The sequence below is a fragment of the Deinococcus aerolatus genome (genome assembly GCF_014647055.1).
In the GTDB taxonomy this organism is placed as follows: Bacteria; Deinococcota; Deinococci; order Deinococcales; family Deinococcaceae; genus Deinococcus; species Deinococcus aerolatus.
Genome location: NZ_BMOL01000005.1, coordinates 208,441 through 224,344, shown reverse-complemented (window position 1 = coordinate 224,344; position 15,904 = coordinate 208,441). Strand labels below are relative to the sequence as shown.

The following is a 15,904-nucleotide window of genomic DNA, read 5'->3' as shown; positions in this document are numbered from 1 at the left end:
CCATGACCGACACCTCTTCCCCCCACACCCGCCAGAAGACGGGCCGCGCCCGCACAGGCGAGGCGGGCAGCGTCCGCACGCTGGAACGCGGCCTGACCGTGCTGACCTCGCTGGCCGAGCTGGGCCAGGCGTCCCTGACGCAGGTGGCCAAGGCGGCGGGCCTGTCGGCCAGCACGACCTACCGCCTGCTTGAAACCCTGCGCCAGGGCGGTTTTGTGGAGTGGGAGGAGCGCAGCGGGCTGTTCAGCGTGGGCGTGCGGGCCTACCAGGTGGGCGCGGCCTTTGCCGGACGCAACACCCTGATGGGCGCCGCCCAGACCGAGATGGACGCCCTGGTAGAAGACCTGGGCGAGACCGTGAATCTGGCGGTGCTGCGCGGCAGCGAGGCGGTGTACATCCATCAGGTGGAGGGCCGCCAGCTGGTCCGCATGTTCGCGCAGCTGGGCGCGGGCACGCCGCTGAACTGCTCCGGCGTGGGCAAGGTGCTGCTGGCCTGGCAGGCCGAAGGCGAGGTGGCGCAGCGCCTGGGCGAACAGCCCTATGCGGCCTTCACCCCCAATTCCATCACGGCGCTGCCCCCCTACCTGAAAGAACTGCAGAACGTGCGGGTGCAGGGGTACGCGCTGGACGACGAGGAACGCGAGATCGGGGTGCGCTGCATGGCCACCCCGCTGCGCGACCACAGCGGGCAGGTGGTGGCCTCACTGAGCGTGTCGGCCCCGACCTCGCGCTTCGACAGGTCGCAGATTCCGGCCTTCTACCGGCGCATGGAGGCGGCCTCGCGCGCCATCTCGGCACGGCTGGGCTGGACGCCGTAAACCGGGGTCTGGGGCGTCCATGCCCACGTGGACGCCTCTTTTTACTGCCCGATAGATAGATGTCTAAGTACCTTCTGGAGGTTTGTCCATGAATCCATCCCCGCTGACGCTTCCGCCCGCCGCACAGCCCCTGGTGGCCGCCCTGCACCGGGAGCTGCGGCCACGCTGGGCGGCGCTGGACGCTGCCGCCCAGGCCGCGCCCAGCGCGCCCCCCACCTACCGGGCCGCCGCGCTGCCCGACGATCTGGGGCACAGACGGGTCGAGTTGATTGTGGAGGCATCCGATCTGCAGGCGCTGGACGCCGCGCTGAACTCGGATGCCGACGCGCTGGTGCTGGACTTCGACGATACCTTCGCGCCCACCCGTGCCAATGTCCAGATGGCCTACGGCGCGCTGGAGACGGCGGCGAAAAGTGACCGGCCTCTGCTGGCCCGGCCCCGCGCACTGTACGCCGTGGAGGAGGGGCTGGAGTTCGGCGGCCCCGCCATCGCCGCGTTCTGCGACCTGGGCGTGATTCTGGCCGCGCGGCCCGGGCGCCCCATTCACATCTACGTGCCCAAGCTGGAAACGGTACAGGAGGCGGGGCTGTGGGACGACGCGCTGGCGCTGGCTGAGCAGCACCTGGGTCTGGAAAGGAACGCGATCAGGGTCTGCGTGCAGATCGAGACCTACGCCGCCACGCTGCATGCCGACGCGCTGCTGCACGCGCTGCACGGGCGGGCCTTCGGGCTGAATGCCGGGCGCTGGGATTACGTCTTCAGCCTGACCAAGCGGGCGGGCGCGGTGCGTGGGGCCATGCCGCCGCGCAATGACCTGACGATGGACGTGGACGCCATGCGGGCCTACGCCGAGACGCTGGTGCGCGTCTGCGAGGCACGCGGCGCGCAGGCCATTGGCGGCAGCGCTGCCGTCGCGCCGGACGCACAGAATCCGCAAGCTGCGCTGGACGCCGTGCGCGCCGACAAGCTGCGGGAAGCCGCGCAGGGCTTCGTCGCGGCCTGGGCCGGCCTGCCGCAGCTGCTGGACGCCGTACGGGGTGCTTTTGAGGGTGAGGCGTCCCAGCCGCTGCCCGCCGAGACGGCCCAACGCACGCATGAGCGTCTGCTGGACCTGCCTGCTCCCCGTCCGCTGCCACTAGACATGGTGCAGGACAGCATCGGACTGGCCCTGGCGGTCTTCGAGGCGTGGTACGACGGGCGCGGCGTGGTCGTTCGCAACGGCCGCATCGAGGACACCGCCACCGCCGAACTTGCCCGCGCGCAGCTGTGGCAGTGGGTGGGGTGCGCGGCGCAGCTGGAAGGCGGCGGCGAACTGACGGCTGACCGCTACCTCGCCGAGCGCCGCGCCCTGGCCCCCGACACCACCGCGCAGGCACAGTTGCTGGATCATCTGGTGCTTGCTCCCGTCTGCCCCGAGTATTTTCCCCGCGCCGCTCAGCTGCGCAAGCCCCAGGAGGCCACCGTATGACCGCCGATTCCCGCACTGCTGCCCTGACCGACGAGACGGTCCAGGCCCTGAGCCACAAGATCATGGACGCCTGCGCCGCGCTGGCCTGCTACACCGAGGTGGAGGGCGAGACCAACCGGCCCTTCCTGTGCCCCACGGCGCGGCAGGTGCATGAATACCTGACGGGGTGGGCCGACTCGCTGGGCATGACCACCCATCAGGACGCCGCCGGGAACCTGCGCTCGCGCCTGGATGGGCCGACACCGGACGCACCGACGCTGTACCTCGGCTCTCACCTGGACACCGTGCCGAACGCGGGCGCCTACGACGGGATTCTGGGCGTGGTCATGGGTTACGCCATGCTAGAGGCTGTCAAGGGTGAGCGTCTGCCTTACGCGGTGGAAGTAGTGGGCTTCTCCGAAGAGGAAGGCGTGCGCTACGGCGTCCCGTTTATCGGCAGCCGGGCGCTGGTGGGCACCGTGGAGGGCATGCTGGAACTGTGCGACGCGGCGGGCCAGAGCGTGCGCGACGCCATCACCGACTACGGCCTGAACGTTGAGGAGATCGGGGAAGCGCAGTACAGGGGCCGGGCGCTGGGCTACTTCGAGATCCACGCCGAGCAGGGGCCGGTCCTGCAGGACGCGGGGGTGTCGCTGGGCGTGGTGGAAGGGATCGCCGGCCAGAACCGCGTGATCCTGGATTTTGTGGGACAGGCCTCGCACGCCGGAACCACCCCCATGCACCTCCGGCGGGACGCGCTGGCCGCTGCCGCCCGCTTTGCCGTGGCCGCCGAGGACCTGGCCCGCGCCACCCCAGGACTGGTGGCCACCGTGGGCGTGATGCAGGCCCGGCCCGGCGCCATGAACGTGATTCCCGGCGAGGCCCACTGCACGCTGGACATCCGCCACGCGCGCGACGAGGTGCGCCTGCCCGCGCTGCAACAACTGCTGGACACCGCCCGCACTGTGGCCCAGGAACGCGGCGTCACGGTGACCCTCACCCCCAAGATGGAGGAGCACGCCACGCCGATGTCGGATTCCTTCAAGGCGCTGCTGCACCGCGCCGCCGAGGCAGAAGGACTGCCGCACCCCGAGCTGGTCAGCGGCGCGGGCCACGACGCCATGATCCTGGCCGCGCACATGCCCTCGGCCATGCTGTTTGTGCGCTCGCCCAATGCCCTGAGCCACCACCCCGACGAACTGGTGCTGCCAGAGGACGTGGCCGACGCCCTGCGCCTGAGCGTGCGCTTCCTGCACCTGCTGGCGGAACAGAGCGCATGAGCTTTGACCTGATCGTGCGCGGCGGCACGCTGGTCACGCCGGAAGGGGTGCGGCGCGCCGACCTGGGCATCAGCGGCGGCCAGATCGTGGAGCTCTCAGAGGAACTTACGGCAGGCGGTCCGGAAGTAGACGCCACAGGGCTGCACGTCCTGCCCGGCGTGCTGGACGCCCACGTTCACCTCAACGAGCCGGGCCGCACCCACTGGGAAGGTTTCGAGACGGGCACGCGGGCGCTGGCCGCCGGCGGCGCCACCAGCTTTTTCGACATGCCGCTCAACTCCTCGCCGCCCGTGCTGGACCGGGCAACGTTTGAAGCCAAACGCGAGCGCGGCGAGCAGAAGTCGCTGATCGACTTTGGCCTGTGGGGCGGCCTGACCCCGCTGAACCTTGACCGACTGGACGAGCTGGCCGACTGCGGCGTGATCGGTTTCAAGGCGTTCATGTCGCACAGCGGTCTGGACGAGTTTCCGGCGGTGGATGACACGGCGCTGTACGAGGGACTGAAGACGGCAGCGCGGCTGAATCTGGTGGTGGCCACCCACGCCGAGAGCGACAACCTGACCCGGCACTTCACCGAGCAGGCGCGCACGGGCGGCGGGCACAGCGTCCGCGACTACCTGGGCACCCGCCCGGTGGTGGCCGAGCTGGAAGCCGTGCAGCGGGCGCTGCTGTACGCGGGCGAGCTGGGGGCCAGATTGCACCTGGTTCACCTGTCGAGCGGGGCAGCCGTGGCGATGGCCTTTGAGGCCCGGCAGCGCGGCGTGGACGTGAGCATTGAGACCTGCGCGCACTACCTGCATTTCACCGATGAGGACGTGGAAAAGATGGGCGCGCTGCTCAAGTGCGCCCCACCTCTGAGAAGTCAGGCTGTGCAACATCACCTGTGGGACGAGTTGCTGGCCGGACACGTGGACATCGTGGGCTCGGACCACTCGCCCGCCCCGCCGGACCGCAAGACCAGCGAGAACTTCTTTGCGCTGTGGGGCGGCATCAGCGGCGCGCAGAGCACCCTGAACGTGCTGCTGAGCGGCGGCCACCACGGGCGCGGCCTGCCCCTGGAAGCTGTCGCGGCCCTGAGCGCCCTCAATCCGGCCCGCCGTTTTGGGATGCAGCGGAAAGGCGCGCTGGCCACTGGCCTGGACGCCGATTTTGTTGTGGTGGACCTGGGCCACGAGTTCGAACTGACCGAACTGTATGACCGCTGGAAGCAAAACCCCTACCTGGGCGTGCACTTCAAAGGACTGGTGCAGGCCACCTACTCGCGGGGCCGCAAGGTCTACGGGCAGGGCCAGTTTGACGACTCGGTGCGCGGGCAGTTGCTGCGTCCCGGCCGCTGAGCCCCTCCTTCCCCCTTCTCCACCGCCCACCAAGCCTCTCAAAGGAGTGCCATGAAACACCTCGGAACCACGCGCAGTGCACTGGAAAATGCCCATGCCGTCATCACACCTGAGACCTTCGTCCGCACCGCGCTGGCCGAGTGGCCGGGCAGCCAGGTCGTCCTGCACATTGCGCCCGTGATCGGCACCCGCGCCCGTTTCGTGCAGTTCACGGCGGAGATGCCCGCCGGGGCCGCGGCGAAGGAATCTGCCCACAGCTACCAGCGCTTCGCCTTCGTGCTGAGCGGCACGGTGGAGGCCCAGATGGAGGGTGAGGGGGACGGCGAGAAGCGCACGCTGGGGGAATACGACTACGTGTATGTCCCGGCCGGCGTGGCGCACACCCTCACCGCCATCTCGGACGCCCGCGTGGCGGTGTTCGAGAAGCCCTACGAGGCGGTGGACGGCGTCAAGGCACCCGGCGTGTCCTGGGGCAACGAGCGCGAGAACCCCGGTTATGAATTCGAGGGCGACGACCACCTGATCGCCCGCAAACTGCTGCCCGACGAGCCAGCCTTCGACTTCATGGTCAGCACCATGAGCTTCGCGCCGGGGGCCAGCCTGCCGTACACAGAAGTGCATTACATGGAGCACGGCCTGCTGATGCTGGAGGGCGAGGGCCTGTACAAGCTCCAGCAGACGTACTACCCGGTGACAAAAGGTGACGTGATCTGGATGGGCGCGCACTGCCCGCAGTGGTACGGCGCGCTGGGCCGCAACTGGAGCAAGTACCTGCTGTACAAGGACATGAACCGCCACCCGCTGGCGATGCTCGGCTGCGGCCTCTGATTGCAGCGGCCCACGTCCCCAGTCCACATCTATATGAGGAGAACCCCCATGTCCCAGACCACCCAGCCCCTGACCGATCACTATGACGTCAAGCGCGACTCGGACGGCCACCGCTACCTGCACCCGCTGGTCACCGGCTTTAACCTGACCCGCATTCCGCTGCTGAACAAGGGCACGGCCTTCACGGAGGACGAGCGCCAGAAGTTGAACCTCGACGGTCTGCTGGCCCCGCAGATCGACACGCTGGACGTGCTGGCCGAGCGCCTGTACGCCGACTACGTCAAGATTGAGGACACGCTGGAACGCCACGTCTTTCTGCGTGGCCTGCAAGACCGCAACGAGGTGCTGTTCTACGCCCTGCTGGCCGCGCACGTCGAGGAAATGCTGCCCATCGTCTACACGCCCACCGTGGGCCTAGCGGTGCAGAAGTTCAGCCAGATCTACCGCTACGCGCGCGGACTGACCCTCAGCACCGGCAACATCGAGCGCGCCGGGCAGGCACTGGCGAACGTGCCGCTCAACGACGTGCGGATCATCGTCGCCACCGACAGCAGCGCGATCCTGGGCATCGGGGATCAGGGCTTTGGCGGCATGGCCATTTCTATCGGCAAGCTCTCGCTGTACACCGTGGCAGGCGGCGTCGGCCCCGACAAGACGCTGCCGGTGGAGCTGGACGTGGGCACGGGCCGCGCCGACCTGCGTGAGGACCCCTCCTACCTGGGCGTCAAGCATGAGCGCCTGACCGGCGAGGCGTACCTGCGCTTCGTGGACCGCTTCGTGGAAGCCACGCTGGAGCGCTTTCCCAAGGCGATCATCCAGTGGGAGGACTTCTCGAAGGACACCGCGTTCATGGTGCTGGAGCGCTACCGCCGGGTGGTGCCCAGCTTCAACGACGACATCCAGGGCACTGGCGCGGTGGTGCTGGCGGGCGTGCTGAACGCCTGCCGGCTCAAGGGTGAGACGCTGGCCGAGCAGCGCGTCGTGATCAGCGGCGCGGGCGCAGGCGGGGCCGGGGTCGCCGCCGCCATCCGCGAGGGCATGCGCCGCGAGGGGCTGACGCCCGAGCAGATCGCGGAGCGCGTCTTTGTGCTGGACTCGCGCGGCCTGCTGACCGACGACCGCCCCATGGAGGACTACAAGAAGTCCCTGGCGACGCCCCAGTCCTTCACCCAGGGCTGGGCCGGCACCGGCCTGCTGGACGTGATCCGCGAGACCCGGGCCACCGTCCTGCTGGGCCTGTCCGGCGTGCCCAACACCTTCGACGAGGAGGTCGTGAAGGCGGCGGTGGCAAACACGCCGCGCCCGCTGATCTTCCCGCTGTCCAACCCCACCGCCAACTGCGAGGCGCTGCCTGAAGACGTGCTGCGCTGGAGCAATGGCGCGGCCCTGGTCGCCACCGGCAGCCCCTTTGATCCGGTAGAGTTGAACGGCCAGACCTACCCCATCGGACAGGGCAACAACGCCTTTATCTTCCCCGGCCTGGGCTTCGGCGCGATCCTGGCCCGCGTGCGCGAGATCACCGACGAGATGGTCACCGAATCCGCCTACGCGCTGGCCGCCTACACCCAGCGCCTGCACCCGGGCCGCACCTTCCCGCCGGTGGCCGAACTGGGCGACGCCAGCCTGGAAGTCGCGGTGGCCGTGATCAAGCAGGCGCTGAGGGACGGCGTCGCCACCGAATTCAGCATCCGTGGCCTGAACGACGATGAGTTGCTGGAGCTGGTCAGGACCAAGTTCTGGCAGCCCAAATACCTGCCGTTCAAGGTGGAATAGAAGGTGGAATAGGAAGAGAACAGAAAACGGGCGCGTCCATTCCCCCGGACGTGCCCGTTTCCTGTCTGGTCCCCTGGACTGATCCTGACCATTACTCCCGCGCCAGGGCTTCCTTCTCGTGATGTACTTCCTCCGATACCAGCGGCGAGGTGATCAGGGGTTTGAAGTCCTCGTCGGCCACCAGTTCCCAGCGGCGGCGGCCCAGCAGGCCCGCACCCACGCTCAGAACCGCAATGCCCAGCAGAATCAGCATGAAGGTGACGTAGCTGCCCTGGAACGCGCCGCTCAGGGCGTGGCGGAAGGCATTGACGCTCTGGGTGACGGGCACGAAGTCGTGAATGGCCCCGAAAAAGGGCGGCGAGAGTTCCACCGGGTAGCTGCCGCCCGACGCCGCGAGCTGGAGAATCAGCAGCACCAGCGCGATCAGGCGCCCCGCCGCGCCGAACAGGAAGACCAGGGCCAGCACCAGCGCCAGAAAGGTGAGGCTGGAGGCCAGCGCCGTGGCGATCACCTGGGCCGGGTGCAGGAACTCCACCCCCAGCGCGTGCACGCCCCAGACCACCAGCACCGCCTGCACGCAGACCAGCACGGCCGGAATGGCCGCCTTGCGCAGCATCCGGGCCAGCTGTGAGGTGCCGCGCCCGCTGCGGGGCAGTTGGCTGTACGGAAAGATGAAGGTGGTCAGCGTGACGCCCACCCACAGGCTCAGGGCCATGAAATACGGCGCGAACCCGGCCCCGTTGTTCCTGACCGGGGCGAACTTCTCGGTCACGGGCAGCACGCTGGCGCTGAGGCCTGCCGGATCGCCGCCCAGCTCCTCAGTGTCGGCGGGAATCTTGCGGTAAAGGGTGTCCAGGCCGTCGCGCAATCTGGTGGCCCCAGCGTCCAGATCCGTCACACCCGTCTGAAGCCTGGCGGCTCCGCTGCTCAGCGTCCCGAGACCTCCGCTCAGTTCCCCGGATTTTTCAGCCAGGGTGGACGCGCCGTCTTTCAGGGCATCCAGATCACCCGGCGCGGGCAACTGTGTGGTGATCTGCCCCAACGCGTCCCTGATCCTGAGGGTGCCGTCGACCAGGGTGTTCACGCCGTTTTGAAGGGAGGTGGCCCCCGCGCTCAGCTCAGCTGCGCCCCGGGCGGCCTCGCCGGCTTTCTGCGCCAGCGTCGCCGCGCCACCTTGCAATTGCGCCGTCCCTGCCGTCAGTTGCGTGGCCCCGGCGCTGAGCTGTTGCGCGCCCTTCACCGCGGTTGCGGAGGCGCTGGAAGCGTCTTTCAGGCCCATGGCAAGGTTGGCCGCCCCGGTTTGCACCTTTGCCGTTCCCGCCGCCAGATCATTTGCCCCGGTGAAGAGCTGTCCGGCGCCGACAGCGGCCTGGCTGGCCCCGTCGGCCAGTCTGGGCAGCGCGTTGCTCAGGCTGTTGCTGCCCACGTGCACCTGCGTGGCGCCGCTGTTGAGCTTCGCTATCCCGCCCTTGAGTTCGCCGGGCAACAGCGCCTGATCCTTCACCGATTCGTTCAGGGTCTTGGTGCCGGTGGCGAGTTCGGCGGCCCCCTGATTCAGGTTGTCGGCCCCGTCGCTGGCCTGCTGCACTCCGCCCGACAGCTCCTTGAGTCCGCCCGCGAGTTGTCCATTCCCCGCCGCCATCCTTGCGGCCCCGGCATTTGCGGTCCTGGCCCCCGCCGAGAGCTGCACCGCGCCCTCTGAAAGCATCTCCAGTCCACTTTGCAGGTCTGGCAGTTTGGTGGCCAGCTCCCGGCTGCCGCCCGCCAGTAGCTCCGCGCCACCGTTGGCACTCCTTGCCCCGTCAGACAGCGCAGAGGCCCCGTCCGAGAGTTGGCCCAGGCCCTCCAACAGGCGGGCCGCCCCACCCTGAAGCTGGGCCGCGCCACCTTGCAAAGGTGCAAGCTGCGCCTCACCGGGGGCCGCTGCCTCCAGCTGCCGCAGCCCGGTGGACAGCCTGGCGCTGCCGTCGGTGAGCTGGCCGACGCCTGTGGCCAGCGCCTCCGCGCCGTCCGTCAGCTGTGCGCCGCCGCTGGCCGCCGTCCTCGCGCCGCTCGCCAGATCCGCCGCTCCACCTTTCAGAACCCCCGTGCCCTCCTGCAGCGTGGCCGCACCGTCCCGCAATTTGCCGGTGGCCTCACGGAGATCGGCAAAGCCCTGCTGCACGTCTTTCAGCGAGTCGCCCACCACCTCCCAGCGGTTCTCACCCAGCGTGCGGTTCAGCTCGTCACCCAGTGTGGTGGCAAAGGTGGAGGCCACGCGGCTGGCAAAGTAGCTGCCGCCCTCCGAGACGTAGAACTTCAGCAGGCCGTGGCTGGAACTGTTCCCCTCCACGGCCTTGGCACTGAAATCGGTCGGCAGGGTCAGCGAGAAGTACGCGTCGCCGCGCCGCACCGCTTCCCTGGCGGCGGCCTCGCTGGGGAAGCTCAGGTAATTGAATTTGGGTTCGTCACGCAGGTCCTTGACCACCTCTGCGCCCAGCTTTACGGCCTGGCCCCGACTATGTGTGCCGCGGTCCAGATTGACCAGCGCCACCGGCAGGTTGTTCAGGTTGCCGTAGGGATCAATCGCGCTGCCCAGGTAGATCCCCGCGTACAGCACCGGTACCACGGCAATGGCAGCGGCAGACAGCCACATCATCGGGTGCCGCCACAGGCTGCGCTCGGCTGGGGTCAGGCGTTTGAGGTCTTGCAACAGGCTGGGGGTGGGGGACATGCGGGCTCCTTGAACCGGTGAAGGAATGCCCCCACCCGAATGGAACCACTATCTCTCTCTGTTGACACTTCGTCAAGTGACAGATCGTCATTTAAGTGTTAGCCTTCTGTCATGCCCTCCGCTCTCCCGCCGCCCGCTGCCCGCCGCCTGAGCGCGGAGAACCGCCGTGAGCAACTCCTGGAGGCCGCCTCAGCGCTGTTTATCGAGAAGGGGTTCGAGGCGGTGGGCATGAACGACATTGCCCGCGAGCTTCAGACCTCGCGGCCCACCGTCTACACCTACTTCACGTCCACCGACGACATGCTGCGCGCCCTGCTGACCGAACGTCTGCCGGCCATGTGGGAGCGGCTGCGGCCCATGCTGCCCGCCTCTGGCGAGTTCAGCGCCGACACCTTCAGCAACCTGTTCCTGGCCCTGCTGCACGAACGCGAGCTGCTGCTGCTGCTGCACAGCGGCGGCGGCCCCCTCTTCCGCGAGCAGCGCGCCCACTTCCTGCAGCAGCTCGGCGAATGGACCGAGCCGTACCACCGGGCCGGGGTGCGGCACCCCCACGTCCTGCACCTGATCACGCTGCTGCTGGAGGCGGCGGCCGTGGAGGCGGTGCGCGGGGACCACGCCGAGGCGGCCCGGCAGGCGCAAGTGCTGGGGCAGTTCGTGGCGGCGGGGGTGGCGGCCCTGACCTCCTAGACCAGGGCACCCTGACTCAGGGCGGGCGGCCTATCCGGGTCAGCAGAAAACGCATGGCTAGAAAAAAACAGGACCCCTTGCCGAGCTGGCAGAGGGGTCCGGTCTTTGGACCTGCGGTTCAGGCAGGATCAGGCGTGGAAATCACTGGCTTCCGGCGCACTGCTGGAGGAAGCGGCCAACGAGGAGGGGTGGGGCCGGTTGTTGCCCACGATGTTGAACAGGATGTTCAGGGCGATGGCGGCGACGGCGGCGGAGGTGATGCCGCTGTCCAGGAAGAGCCGGGCCTGTTCGGGCAGCTGGTGGTACAGGGTGGGCACCGTGGAAGGAATGACGCCCAGCGCCACGCTGACGGCCACGATGATCAGGTTCCGGGTGTCGTTCATGTTGACCTTGGACAGGGTCTGCACCCCGGCGGCGGCCACCGTGCCGAACAGCACCAGCCCCGCACCGCCCAGAACCGGCAGCGGAATAGACGACACCAGCGCGCTCAGCTTGGGCAGAAAGCCCAGCAGCATCAGGATCACGCCCGCGGCGGCCACCACGAAACGGCTCTTGACACCGGTGAAGCGCACCAGACCGACGTTCTGGGCAAAGGCGGTGAAGGGAAAGGCGTTAAAGATGCCGCCCAGCGCGGTGGACAGGCCGTCGGCACGCAGGCCCCTGGCAACAACACCCGCGTCCACTTCCTTTTCAGTGATCTCGCCGATTGCCAGGATATCGGCGGTGGTTTCCACCATCACCACCAGCATCACCAGCAGCATGGACAGCACCGGAACGAAGTTGAAGGTGGGGGTCCCGAAGTGGAAGGGCATGCTGAACCCGAACCACGCGGCGCTGGCCACGCCGGAGAAGTTTGCCAGACCGAACAGCGCGGCCACAATGGTGCCGATGACCAGGCCCAGCAGCACCGCCACCCGGCTCAGGAAACCCGTGCCGAAGCGGGTCAGCAGCAGGACGATCACCATGGTCAGCAGCGCCAGGCCCAGGCTGGCCGGAGCGCCAAAGGTTTCTGCCGCCGGATTGCCGCCGCCGGCCCAGCGGATCGCCACGGGCATCAGCGAGACGCCAATCATCAGAATCACGGTGCCGGCCACCACGGGCGGGAAGAAACGCAGCAGCTTGGAAAAGTACGGCGCGAGCAGCACGGTCAGCACGCCCCCTGCGATCACCGCCCCGTAAATCCCCGGCAGCCCGTAGGCCTTGCCGATGGCGATCATGGTCGCCACGGCCGCAAAGGTGGTGCCCTGGACGATGGGCAGCTTGGCCCCGAAGCCCGCGAAACCGATGGTCTGGATCAGCGTGGCCACGCCGCACATGAAAAAGCTCGCGCCGATGATGCGGACCAGCGCGTCGCCTTCCAGGCCCAGCGCCGTCGCCAGGATCAACGGCACGGCCACGATGCCCGCGTACATGCTCAGAACGTGCTGCAGCCCGAAAGCAATCATGTTCTGGACAGGCAGAACCTCGTCGACCGGATGAATGGCGTTGCGGGTTGGGGTTGTCGTCATGTGTCCTCCGGAGCTGACCCTCTCGGCCAGCGCAGATTGCGTTGATGCGTCTAGAAATGGCCTGCCGCGACTGACACCGGCCGTGCCCCAGGCTTCCCACCCTTCCCACCGCTCCCCTCGGCCCCCATTTAAAGGTACTTACTTAGCTGTCTAATTGTCATAGAGTGTAAAAGCTTTTTAAAAGACTGTCAAGAGTCGGTCAGATTCGTCTCATTTCCGCAGGATGTGCTGCCTGGTGGGCGAATCTGCGGTGGAAAGGAGGCCGGGGATTCTTGAACCTGGTCCAGAGATGGAGTGGACGGATGACCTCCACAACCAGAGGGTGGTTTTCTCTCTACGTCGCAGGCCGCCAGCATTGGGGCCTGGTCCTCAGTGGTCCGGCGTGCCGCCCCGCCCCGGCTTGCTACCCTCGGCGCATGCGTCTGCAAGCCCTGGCCGCCGCCCTGAGTCTTCCCCACGCCTCCCTGCCTGACCTGCCGGTGCGCGGCGTCACCCACAACGCCGACTGGGCCGGACCGGGCGACGTGTTCGTAGCAATTCGTGGAGCGCGTTTCGACGGCCACAGCTTTCTGGACCGGGTGCAGCAGGCGGGCGCGGTGGCGGTGCTGGGCGAGGGGTTGCCCGACGGCGTGGCCTCGCCGCTGCCGTACCTGCGCGTGCCGGACGCGCGGGCGGCGCTGGCCGACGCGGCGGCGGCGCTCTCGGGGCACCCCAGCCGGGAGCTGTGGGTGGTGGGCGTCACCGGCACCGACGGCAAGACCACCACCGCGTGGCTAACCCGCCATCTGCTGCGGGCGGCGGGCCTGCAGACCGGGCTGCTCAGCACCGTGGGCTACGAACTGCCGGACGGGGAATTGCGGCACTTCCCGGCCCATTTCACCACGCCCGAGGCCCCGCAGGTCCAGGCCACCCTGCGTGAGCTGGTCACGGCGGGGGCAGACGCGGCAGTGCTGGAGGCCAGCAGTCACGCCCTGGCCCTCGACCGGGTGCGCGGCGTGGCCTGGGCGGTGGCGGTCTGGACCCACCTGAGCCGCGAACACCTGGATTTCCACGGCACCGTGGAGAATTACTTCGCCGAGAAACGCAAACTGATCGAGCGTGCCCGCTGCGCCGTCCTGAACGCCGACGACCCGTGGACGGCGCGGCTGACCGGCCTTGCGCCCCAGGAAACAACCTACAGCGCGGAGGGCGCAGCGGCCGACTGGAAGGCGCAGGCTATAGAAGAGAAGGCGCAGGGGTTGACGTTCCGGGTGGCCTCGCCGCTGGGCGAATTCCAGGCCGGTCTCCCCATGATCGGGCGCTTCAACGTGGCGAACGCGCTGGCGGCCATGGCGGCGGCGGCGCAGCTGGGGGTGACGGCAGAGCAGCTGATCGCGGGGCTGGCGTCCTTCCGGGGGGTGCCGGGGCGAATGGAACTGGTTCCTGGCCGGGAAACGGCCCCCCGCGTGATCGTGGACTTCACGCACACGCCGCCCAGTCTGGAAAAGGCGCTGGCCACCCTGCGGACCACCACGCCGGGCCAGCTGTGGGTGCTGCTCGGCTCGGCCGGCGGGCCACGCGATCCGGGCAAACGCGCGCCGCTGGGCGAGGTCGCCACCCGGCTGGCCGATCACGCCGTCTTCACCGAGGAGGACTGCCGCGACACCCCCCTGGCCGACATCCTGCGTGAGATGGAACGCGGCGCACAGGAGGCGGGGCGCGGGAATTTCACCACCATTGCGGACCGGGCCGAGGCGATTGCCTGGACCATCCGGCGGGCGCAGCCGGGCGACACCGTGCTGCTGGCCGGCAAGGGGCCGGAAGACACCCTGGAACGCGCCCACGAAACCATCTCCTGGGATGAGGTGGCCAGGGCGCAGGCGGCGCTGGCCACCTGGACGCCCGCCGGACGATGAGCCGGGACGTGGACGGGCTGCTGGCGTATGCCAGCACAAAGGTCATGGACCGGGCGCGGCAGCTTCAGGGCGCGGTCGGAACGCGCACCCAGGGGGGCGACACATTGCGTGCCCGCGTGCAGGGCAGCGAACGCGCCCCGTACCGGGTGGCGGTGGACCTGGGCCGGGGCATGTGGACCTGCAGCTGTCCCGACGAACACAACGCTATGTGCAAGCACGTCTGCGCCACCCTGCTGGTCTACCGCACGGCACCCGCAACCTTCATGCCGGCTGCCCCCGCCCGCCGCCTGCCCAACATTCAGGGCTGGGCCGACGCAGATGTGGAACGCCTGCTGGAACGGGTGCTGCAATACCACCCCGCCGTGGCGCGCGACTGGGCGCGCGTGGTGAACGAGGACGACGCTGCGGACGAGGAGGAAGGCTGGTAGCGGGTTGGGCTGCCTGCCGGGTGGACCAGAAGGCCTGCTCTACAGCTTGTCCCCGACATGCAGCGCCGCGATGCCGAAAGTGAGCAGGCGGTGGCGCGTGCGAAAGCCAGTGGCGCGCATCAGGTCGGCCAGCCGTTCGGGCGGCGGAAAGGCCAGCACGCTCTCGGGCAGGTAGGTGTAGGCGCCCGCGTTGCCGCTGATCAGCCCACCGATGCGCGGTAGCACATGCTGAAAGTAAAAGCGGAACAGGGAACCGAACAGCCCGGCGCGCGGCGGCGGGAACTCCAGAATCACCACCCGCCCGCCCGGGGCCAGCACCCGCCAGAACTCGGACAGACCCAGCGCGTAATCGGCGAAGTTGCGGAAGCCAAAGGCGCAGGTGACGCTGTCGAAACTGCCGTCCGGGTAGGGCAGATTCAGGGCGTCGCCCTCCTCCAGCAGGATGTCCAGATGCCGCGCCGCCACCTTGGTCCGCCCGATCTCCAGCATCTGCGGCACGAAATCGCTGCCCACCACCTCGGCCTGCGGCGCACGGGTCTTGAGTTCCAGCGCGAAGTCGGCGGTGCCCGTTGCCACGTCCAGCACCCGCGCCGGGGCGAAGGCCAAAGCCTCCCGCGCCGCCTCGCGCCGCCACCCTCGGTCCACGCCCAGACTCAGGACACGGTTCAGCAGGTCGTAGCGTGGGGCGATGTCGGCGAACATGGCCTGCACGTCGCTGCCCTTGTCCTGCCTGTCGCCCACGCGGGGCTTTTTCGGTGCGGCGGTCATGGCGCCGATGATAGCCGGGCAGGGGCGGGACAGATGGGAACGGTCAGCCCAGTCTCCGCAGGCCCGCTGGCGTGGAGATGAAGCCGCAGCCCGCATAAAAGTCAGCCAGGGGGGCCTCGTAATCCACATGCAACCATTCCAGCCCGCCGTGTTCACGCGCCGCCGCCTCTGCCCGCCGCACCAGCGCGGTGCCGATGCCGCGTCGCCCCCAGTCCGGGTGAACGGTGGTGTCCAGCAGGAACGCATGCACGCCACCGTCCCAGGCGACATTCACGAAGCCCACCAGCGTTTCGCCGTCGAAAGCCGTGACCCAGGTCAGGCTGCGTTCAAGGACCGGGTGCCACCACTGCCCGTCATCTTTCCCGCCCCACGCCGCCGCTCGCAATTGCCCCAGCGCAGCCAGATCGGGCCATTCGCGCACC

13 protein-coding genes are annotated in these 15,904 nt (G+C 68.5%); 9 read left to right on the top strand and 4 right to left on the bottom strand.

Going from position 1 to position 15,904, the window contains the following annotated elements:
- The first annotated feature begins 2 nt into the window (after positions 1–2).
- The 6 genes from IEY31_RS07835 to IEY31_RS07810 all read left to right on the top strand — a co-directional run bounded on the left by IEY31_RS07835 (position 3) and on the right by IEY31_RS07810 (position 7,483).
- Positions 3–818 carry an IclR family transcriptional regulator gene (locus tag IEY31_RS07835; RefSeq protein ID WP_188970614.1) on the top strand — a complete coding sequence of 272 codons (816 nt, stop codon included), beginning with the start codon at positions 3–5 and terminating at the stop codon, positions 816–818.
- A gap of 88 nt (positions 819–906) precedes the next feature.
- A complete protein-coding gene (locus IEY31_RS07830; RefSeq protein WP_188970612.1) occupies positions 907–2,286 on the top strand; it encodes an aldolase/citrate lyase/malate synthase family protein in 1,380 nt (459 codons plus the stop codon).
- The gene (locus IEY31_RS07825; RefSeq protein ID WP_188970610.1) at positions 2,283–3,545 is read left to right on the top strand and encodes an allantoate amidohydrolase; all 1,263 of its coding nucleotides are present in this window, start codon (positions 2,283–2,285) and stop codon (positions 3,543–3,545) included. Before IEY31_RS07830 ends, IEY31_RS07825 begins: the two co-directional genes overlap by 4 nt.
- Positions 3,542–4,882, top strand: coding sequence for an allantoinase (locus IEY31_RS07820; RefSeq protein WP_188970608.1), 1,341 nt, complete (start codon positions 3,542–3,544; stop codon positions 4,880–4,882). The genes IEY31_RS07825 and IEY31_RS07820 overlap by 4 nt, the downstream gene beginning before the upstream one ends.
- A 51-nt stretch (positions 4,883–4,933) precedes the next feature.
- On the top strand, positions 4,934–5,710 hold the full coding sequence (allE, locus tag IEY31_RS07815) for a (S)-ureidoglycine aminohydrolase (protein ID WP_188970606.1): 777 nt from the start codon (positions 4,934–4,936) through the stop codon (positions 5,708–5,710).
- A gap of 48 nt (positions 5,711–5,758) precedes the next feature.
- Complete coding sequence (locus tag IEY31_RS07810; protein WP_188970605.1) at positions 5,759–7,483, top strand: NAD-dependent malic enzyme; 1,725 nt, start codon at positions 5,759–5,761, stop codon at positions 7,481–7,483.
- A gap of 91 nt (positions 7,484–7,574) precedes the next feature.
- Here IEY31_RS07810 and IEY31_RS07805 read toward each other — a convergent pair whose 3' ends face one another.
- Entirely contained in the window at positions 7,575–10,196 is a 2,622-nt protein-coding gene (locus IEY31_RS07805) for a YhgE/Pip domain-containing protein (protein ID WP_188970603.1), read from the bottom strand.
- A 111-nt stretch (positions 10,197–10,307) separates the two neighbouring features.
- Between IEY31_RS07805 and IEY31_RS07800 the strand changes: the two genes are divergently transcribed.
- Positions 10,308–10,883 (top strand): TetR/AcrR family transcriptional regulator, encoded by a 576-nt coding sequence (locus IEY31_RS07800; protein WP_188970601.1) that lies wholly within the window; start codon positions 10,308–10,310, stop codon positions 10,881–10,883.
- Positions 10,884–11,011: 128 nt separating this feature from the next.
- Here IEY31_RS07800 and IEY31_RS07795 read toward each other — a convergent pair whose 3' ends face one another.
- A complete protein-coding gene (locus IEY31_RS07795) occupies positions 11,012–12,391 on the bottom strand; it encodes a nucleobase:cation symporter-2 family protein (protein ID WP_188970599.1) in 1,380 nt (459 codons plus the stop codon).
- A 416-nt stretch (positions 12,392–12,807) separates the two neighbouring features.
- Here IEY31_RS07795 and IEY31_RS07790 point away from each other — a divergent pair, with 416 nt between their 5' ends.
- Together IEY31_RS07790 and IEY31_RS07785 are read left to right on the top strand one after the other, a co-directional pair.
- Complete coding sequence (locus tag IEY31_RS07790) at positions 12,808–14,286, top strand: UDP-N-acetylmuramoyl-L-alanyl-D-glutamate--2,6-diaminopimelate ligase (protein WP_188970597.1); 1,479 nt, start codon at positions 12,808–12,810, stop codon at positions 14,284–14,286.
- Positions 14,283–14,714, top strand: a complete 432-nt coding sequence (locus IEY31_RS07785) for an SWIM zinc finger family protein (RefSeq protein ID WP_188970595.1) — start codon at positions 14,283–14,285, stop codon at positions 14,712–14,714. The genes IEY31_RS07790 and IEY31_RS07785 overlap by 4 nt, the downstream gene beginning before the upstream one ends.
- Positions 14,715–14,753: 39 nt before the next feature.
- Here the strand turns inward: IEY31_RS07785 and ubiE are convergent, their stop codons facing one another.
- Together ubiE and IEY31_RS07775 are read right to left on the bottom strand one after the other, a co-directional pair.
- Positions 14,754–15,482, bottom strand: a complete 729-nt coding sequence (ubiE, locus tag IEY31_RS07780) for a bifunctional demethylmenaquinone methyltransferase/2-methoxy-6-polyprenyl-1,4-benzoquinol methylase UbiE (RefSeq protein WP_188970593.1) — start codon at positions 15,480–15,482, stop codon at positions 14,754–14,756.
- Between the two features lie 43 nt (positions 15,483–15,525).
- Entirely contained in the window at positions 15,526–15,903 is a 378-nt protein-coding gene (locus IEY31_RS07775) for a GNAT family N-acetyltransferase (RefSeq protein ID WP_229723406.1), read from the bottom strand.
- Position 15,904: the final 1 nt, after the last annotated feature.

Coding starts and splice junctions, on each gene's coding strand:
- IEY31_RS07835 (WP_188970614.1), top strand. CDS start 3: ATGACCGACACCTCTTCCCCCCACACCCGCCAGAAGACGGGCCGCGCC.
- IEY31_RS07825 (WP_188970610.1), top strand. CDS start 2,283: ATGACCGCCGATTCCCGCACTGCTGCCCTGACCGACGAGACGGTCCAG.
- IEY31_RS07810 (WP_188970605.1), top strand. CDS start 5,759: ATGTCCCAGACCACCCAGCCCCTGACCGATCACTATGACGTCAAGCGC.
- IEY31_RS07830 (WP_188970612.1), top strand. CDS start 907: ATGAATCCATCCCCGCTGACGCTTCCGCCCGCCGCACAGCCCCTGGTG.
- IEY31_RS07800 (WP_188970601.1), top strand. CDS start 10,308: ATGCCCTCCGCTCTCCCGCCGCCCGCTGCCCGCCGCCTGAGCGCGGAG.
- ubiE (WP_188970593.1), bottom strand. CDS start 15,482: ATGACCGCCGCACCGAAAAAGCCCCGCGTGGGCGACAGGCAGGACAAG.
- IEY31_RS07790 (WP_188970597.1), top strand. CDS start 12,808: ATGCGTCTGCAAGCCCTGGCCGCCGCCCTGAGTCTTCCCCACGCCTCC.
- allE (WP_188970606.1), top strand. CDS start 4,934: ATGAAACACCTCGGAACCACGCGCAGTGCACTGGAAAATGCCCATGCC.
- IEY31_RS07795 (WP_188970599.1), bottom strand. CDS start 12,391: ATGACGACAACCCCAACCCGCAACGCCATTCATCCGGTCGACGAGGTT.
- IEY31_RS07785 (WP_188970595.1), top strand. CDS start 14,283: ATGAGCCGGGACGTGGACGGGCTGCTGGCGTATGCCAGCACAAAGGTC.
- IEY31_RS07820 (WP_188970608.1), top strand. CDS start 3,542: ATGAGCTTTGACCTGATCGTGCGCGGCGGCACGCTGGTCACGCCGGAA.
- IEY31_RS07805 (WP_188970603.1), bottom strand. CDS start 10,196: ATGTCCCCCACCCCCAGCCTGTTGCAAGACCTCAAACGCCTGACCCCA.